This window comes from Leucobacter soli, from assembly GCF_042659205.1.
Classification (GTDB): domain Bacteria; phylum Actinomycetota; class Actinomycetes; order Actinomycetales; family Microbacteriaceae; genus Leucobacter; species Leucobacter soli.
In genome coordinates this window covers 1-5,228 of sequence record NZ_JBHSRW010000162.1, presented here as the reverse complement: position 1 = coordinate 5,228, position 5,228 = coordinate 1, and the positions used below count along the sequence as shown (strand labels likewise).

At 67.9% G+C, this 5,228-nt stretch carries 6 protein-coding genes; 2 read left to right on the top strand and 4 right to left on the bottom strand.

The window, feature by feature from the left end; translation table 11 throughout:
* The coding region (locus ACFPZL_RS09680) for a N5-glutamine methyltransferase family protein (protein WP_382335240.1) at window positions 1-389 on the bottom strand (389 nt) is incomplete at its 3' end.
* Window positions 390-841: 452 nt separating this feature from the next.
* On the opposite strand from ACFPZL_RS09680, the gene cysK reads away from it, so the two are divergent.
* Together cysK and epsC are read left to right on the top strand one after the other, a co-directional pair.
* Entirely contained in the window at window positions 842-1,777 is a 936-nt protein-coding gene (gene cysK / locus ACFPZL_RS09675) for a cysteine synthase A (RefSeq protein WP_218115898.1), read from the top strand.
* A 29-nt stretch (window positions 1,778-1,806) separates the two neighbouring features.
* A complete protein-coding gene (gene epsC, locus ACFPZL_RS09670; RefSeq protein WP_218115915.1) occupies window positions 1,807-2,370 on the top strand; it encodes a serine O-acetyltransferase EpsC in 564 nt (187 codons plus the stop codon).
* Between the two features lie 115 nt (window positions 2,371-2,485).
* Here epsC and ACFPZL_RS09665 read toward each other — a convergent pair whose 3' ends face one another.
* From ACFPZL_RS09665 to ACFPZL_RS09655, 3 genes are all read right to left on the bottom strand, one after another.
* Window positions 2,486-3,322 (bottom strand): hypothetical protein, encoded by an 837-nt coding sequence (locus ACFPZL_RS09665; RefSeq protein ID WP_382335238.1) that lies wholly within the window; start codon window positions 3,320-3,322, stop codon window positions 2,486-2,488.
* Window positions 3,323-3,600: 278 nt separating this feature from the next.
* The gene (locus tag ACFPZL_RS09660; protein ID WP_218115896.1) at window positions 3,601-4,638 is read right to left on the bottom strand and encodes a M15 family metallopeptidase; all 1,038 of its coding nucleotides are present in this window, start codon (window positions 4,636-4,638) and stop codon (window positions 3,601-3,603) included.
* Between the two features lie 9 nt (window positions 4,639-4,647).
* A partial coding sequence (locus tag ACFPZL_RS09655; protein ID WP_382335236.1) for an MFS transporter occupies window positions 4,648-5,228 on the bottom strand: 581 nt, incomplete at its 5' end.

Below are 5,228 nucleotides of genomic sequence, written 5' to 3'. Positions count from 1 at the left end.
ATCGCCCCGCTGCCGGTGCACAGGTCCACTGCGATGGGCGCCGGATCCGGGACCGCCGCGAGGGCGTCGATCGCGAACTGCGCCACCGTCTCGGTCTCGGGACGCGGCACGAAGACGCCGGGCCCGACGTCGAGCTCGATGCCGCGGAACGGTGCGCGGCCCGTCAGATGCTGCAGCGGCACGCGGCGGGCGCGCTCGTCGGCGAGGTCGCGGATCCGCTCGGCCCGGCCCTCATCCAGCTCCGTGCCGAGCATCGCGAACGACTGCACACGCCCCCGGCTCTCCCCCAGCACGTGGGCGACGATCAGCTCGGCGTCGACGGCCGGACTCGCTATGCCGGCGCGCTCGAGCTGCTCGCGCACGTCCTTCAGCAACTCCTCGATCCGCACCCCTCCACTCTTCCACACCTCGTGACGTGCTCGGCACCGGTACTCGTTCGTTCCCGCTCCTTCCGTTCCTCTTCCCCTCTCCTCCAGCCCTGTCCTCCAGCCCTGTCCTCCAGCCCCGGCCGCGCCTCTTCCCCACCTGCTCCGCCTCACCCCGCAGTTCAGGAGGAGACCGCAGTTCGGGAGGATGCTCTCAGCCGAATAGGTCAGCCAGAACTGCGATCTCAGCCGCAACTGCTGGGCTTTGGGCCGCGTCGGAGCACGCACCGACTCTTCAGGTCCCGTCACGGCACTGAGGCGACGAGCACCCCGGGCTCGACGGGGTGACAAACGGGAGCGGGAAGTAAGGAGTGGAGACTGGCGTCACATTCATAAGTCACAGTGAATCCTCCGATAAGACTCCGATATAGTTTTGTTCTGTTGAAGTTTCACGCGTTAACGAAGGATCCCCGCACATGGCACGTACGTTCGAGAACATCACCCAGGCATTCGGCAACACCCCCCTCGTCCGCCTCAACCGCGTGACCGACGGCGCTCGGGCCGAGGTCTACGCGAAGCTCGAGTTCTACAACCCCGCCGGCAGCGTGAAGGACCGCATCGGCATCGCGATCATCGACGCGGCGGAGGCCTCCGGCGAGCTGAAGCCCGGCGGCACCATCGTCGAGGGGACGAGCGGCAACACCGGCATCGCGCTCGCCTTCGTGGGGGCGGCCCGCGGCTACAAGGTGATCCTGACCATGCCCGAGACCATGAGCATCGAGCGCCGCAAGCTGCTCGCCGCGTACGGCGCCGAGATCGTGCTCACCGAGGGGCCCCTCGGTATGAAGGGCGCGGTCGCCAAGGCGGAGGAGATCGCGGCGAACACCCCCGGCGCCATCCTCGCCAAGCAGTTCGGCAACCCTGCGAACCCGGCGATCCACCGTGCGACCACCGGCCCCGAGATCTGGAACGACACCGACGGCACCGTCGACATCCTCGTCTCGGGCATCGGCACCGGCGGCACCATCACCGGCGCCGGCGGCTACCTCAAGGAGCAGAATCCGAACGTCAAGGTGATCGCCGTCGAGCCGATCGACTCGCCCATCCTCAGCGGAGGCCAGCCCGGCCCGCACAAGATCCAGGGCCTCGGGGCCAACTTCGTGCCCGAGATCCTCGACACCGAGGTCTACGACGAGGTCATCGACGTGACCCTCGCCGACTCCATCGCCAAGGCGCGCGCCCTCGGCACCGACGAGGGCATCCTCGCCGGCATCTCGGGCGGTGCGGCCGTCTGGGCCGCGACCGAGGTGGCGAAGCGCCCCGAGAACGCCGGGAAGAAGATCGTCGTCGTCGTGCCCGACTTCGGCGAGCGCTACTTCTCGACCGTCCTGTTCGAAGACCTCGCGGTCTGAGCGACGCTCCGCGGAACTGGCGGTGTAACATCCCCACTCGCATCGGCGAAGACATCCGAGCGGCTCGCGCGCACGATCCTGCAGCGCGCGGGCCGCTCGAGGTGTTCTTCATCTACTCCGGACTGCACGCCGTGTGGTGGTATCGGATCTCGCATGCCCTCTGGCGGCGCGGTCTGCGCTTCCTGCCGCGCGCGATCTCGCAGCTGACCCGGTTCTTCACCGGCATCGAGATCCACCCCGGCGCGACCATCGGCCGCCGTCTCTTCATCGACCACGGCATGGGCGTGGTGATCGGCGAGACCTCGGTGATCGGCGACGACGTGCACCTCTACCATCAGGTCACGCTCGGGGGCACCGGCCACGATCGGGGCAAGCGCCACCCGACGCTGGGCGATCGGGTCGTCGTCGGAGCCGGTGCGAAGGTGCTCGGCGATATCGAGCTCGGCCACGACTGCGCGGTCGGCTCGAACGCCGTGGTCGTGCGCTCGGCGCCGCCGTGGTCGACGCTGACCGGCATCCCGGCCGAAGCCCGGCCGCGCCGCGGGGCGCCGCTCGCCGAGCTGCCCGACGAGGCTGATTTCTACGTGATCTGAGATCCGCGTGCCTCGACGGCCCGCAGCAGTCCGACTGATCCGGCCCGCGCGCAAACGCGAGCCCGCTCTCGGATCATTCCCCGCGCACGACCGCCGAGCCCTTGAAATCAATCACCTAGCGGATGCGCATCGCCTTGGTCTGATACTTCGGCGCGTACTTCACTTTGGCGACTTTCAGGTACACCTTGTCGCCGACTTTGCACCGACTCGGTAGTTTGATCCGGGCCATGGCCTTGTACGTCGCGCCCTTCTTGACCTTGGCCGTCGCCGCCTTGCGCCACTTCTTGCCCTGAGCCTTGCAGTATGCCGTCACCTTTGCGCCGAGCTGCCACTCGGGGGCGACCAGCACTGCCCGTCGGGGGCCGGAGAAGTAGCAGTCGGCGCACGTGATCCAGCTGTGGCTGTTGCTCCACTTCCGAGAAGCACTCGGGTTCGCCTGCACGGTGAAGGTGGCTCGCGTCTCTTTCACCGTCGTCGTGCCGTCGACCTGGTGACGCACCTTGACGCGCAGCTCGTACTTGCCCGGCCGCGCGGAGCTGTCGTACAGGATCTTAAAGCTGTTCACCCCCGCCTCGAGGTCTTCGCTGGGCCGCCACGGCTGCGGTATGCCGCTGACCCCGTTGCGCAAGTCGGCGCGGCGCCACTTCGCGCTCAGCTTTGAGGGATTGATGTAGTCGACCAGCTCGATCCGCACGTCGCTCGGCTTGACCCAGTATCTTCCGCCGTCGGCGGTCGGCGACCCCGAGACATTGACACGGAAGCGCGCCTGCCTATCTCGGCCCTTCGTCGGCTGCGTCAGCTTCGCGGGCAGCGAGCTGATCCTCACTCCGGCGAACTCCGCGCCGCCGTTCGCGCTCTCGTCGGCCGCTGCCGGAGCGACACCGCCGGCGGCGAGCGAAAAAGCGACCAGAATCGCTACCGCGTAGCCGGTCAGTCCCTTGACACCACGCATCAACTGCACCCCGTTCCCGCTCCATGCAATACGCCAGATCATAGCGGACCGGATTCGCTCACGCGCGTCGTCTTCGCCGTCGATCCGGAGTGCGACCTCCGACACCTGTTCCCGATACATTCCGCAGCAACCCGTACTCAGATCACCGATGGCGTACGACCGCTGAAACCTTGGCATCAACCATCTAGGAGTCTCGCGATTCGGTGCCGGACGATCGCAACGCGACGAGCACGGCTTTCGCGTGCGCCGCAGCAGGCATCGAATCGCGGAGAGGCGCCCTACCGCTTGTAGTCGGGGGCGGCCTTCAGCCCGCGGTACTGCTCGAGCGTGCGGATCTTCTTCGCCTTCATGTCCTTCGCCACCTTCTTCCCGACGTAGCGGAAGTGGTACGGCTCCCAGATGTAGCCCGTGATCTTCGTGTAGCCCTTCGGGTAGCGCATGATGAACCCGTACTTGGCTGCGTTCTTCTTCAGCCACTTGCCGGCGGCAGTGCTCGCGAAGCAGGTGTCGAAGGCGCACCCCTGGTTCCCGCCGAAGTCGACGGCGAGTCCGGTCTGGTGCTCGGAGTGGCCGGGACGCGCAGAGTAGGTCTCGGCGGCCTTCCGGCCGTCCCGCGCGACATACGCGTCGAATGTCTGCTTCTGCAGGGCGTAACTGCGGTAGGCGCTGAGGATCCGCAGCTCCACGCCGTCCTTCTGCGCGGCCTGGTGCATCTTCTCCACGGCGCGTGCCGCATAGCCGCGCATCGGCTGACCGTTGCCGTTCGCGATGCCCTTCGGAAGCCGCAGCCCGCTCGGCTTGTACTTCTTCGGCTTCAGCGGGCGATGCTTGTTCACGACCACCTGCGAGGACTTCGGATCATCGATCGCGCGCGGCCGAATCCTGATGCTCTTCGCCGACGTCTTCGTGACGCTCGCCTGCCCGGCGGCGCTCGCCCGGACGCGCACGGTTATCCGATGCGTACGATCCTTCGACTTCAGCGTGTAGGAGCTCGTATGCGCGCCCCCGATCCTCACGCCGTCGCGCAGCCAGTCGTAGTGCAGCTTCGGCTTGACGGTGCCGGTGGACCGCACCTTGGCGCGCATGGTGCCTCCCACCCTCGTGCTGCCGGAGAGCGTCGGCTTCGCGATGCCGAGGGCGGCTGCCACCACCGCGGTGGCCGGTGGAGCCGCGGTCGTCTCCGCCGCTGCCGTCTCGGCCGAAGGAAACACGGGGACGCGCGGCGCGGCGAGGGCCGGCGCGGCCCCGCTCGCGATGAGGGCGAGGGCGGCGACTCCCCCGAGCAGATCGCGTGAGAGAGTCCGGAATGTGCGCATGCAGCGACCCTAACGCAACGTGCGCCCGTGGCGCATCATCCATCGCTCCGTCCGCCGCCGCTCGACGGCGATCATGATCAGGCCGAGCAGCCAGATCGGGACCTGCATGAGGAAGGCCCAGCGGAAGGCGTCCATCGAGTAGTTCTCCGGCTCGCCCGCGCCCTGCAGATCGAGTGCGAGACCGATGAGCGGCATCGCGATCAGTGTCGCGATGAAGCCGCCCATGTTGGTGAACCCGGTCGCGAGCCCGAGATAGCTGCGCGGCGTATGCGACCGCACGACCTCGAAGGCGATCATCGAGGCCGGGCCGCCGACCGGGACCACGATCACGAGCATCAGCAGCGCCCAGAAGGGCGGCGTGCCCGGCCACAGCAGCGTCACGATCCAGGAGAGCATCACGCAGACCGTGATCGCCTCGACCATCCGCACGCGCCGCTCGACGAAGCGGGAGGTCAGCGGTCCGAGGCTCGCGCCGGCCGCCATCGACGCGAAGACGGCGATGCTGAGCAGGCCGGCCGACGCCGCGGGCGAGAGCCCGGCCCCGCCCGTCAGGAACGGCGTGCCCCAGAGCAGCAGCAGCACGTTCACGG

What these genes read in the sequence shown, in the direction of transcription:
- cysK (WP_218115898.1), top strand. Translation starts at nt 842, where the DNA reads ATGGCACGTACGTTCGAGAACATCACCCAGGCATTCGGCAACACCCCC.
- ACFPZL_RS09665 (WP_382335238.1), bottom strand. Translation starts at nt 3,322, where the DNA reads ATGCGTGGTGTCAAGGGACTGACCGGCTACGCGGTAGCGATTCTGGTC.
- ACFPZL_RS09660 (WP_218115896.1), bottom strand. Translation starts at nt 4,638, where the DNA reads ATGCGCACATTCCGGACTCTCTCACGCGATCTGCTCGGGGGAGTCGCC.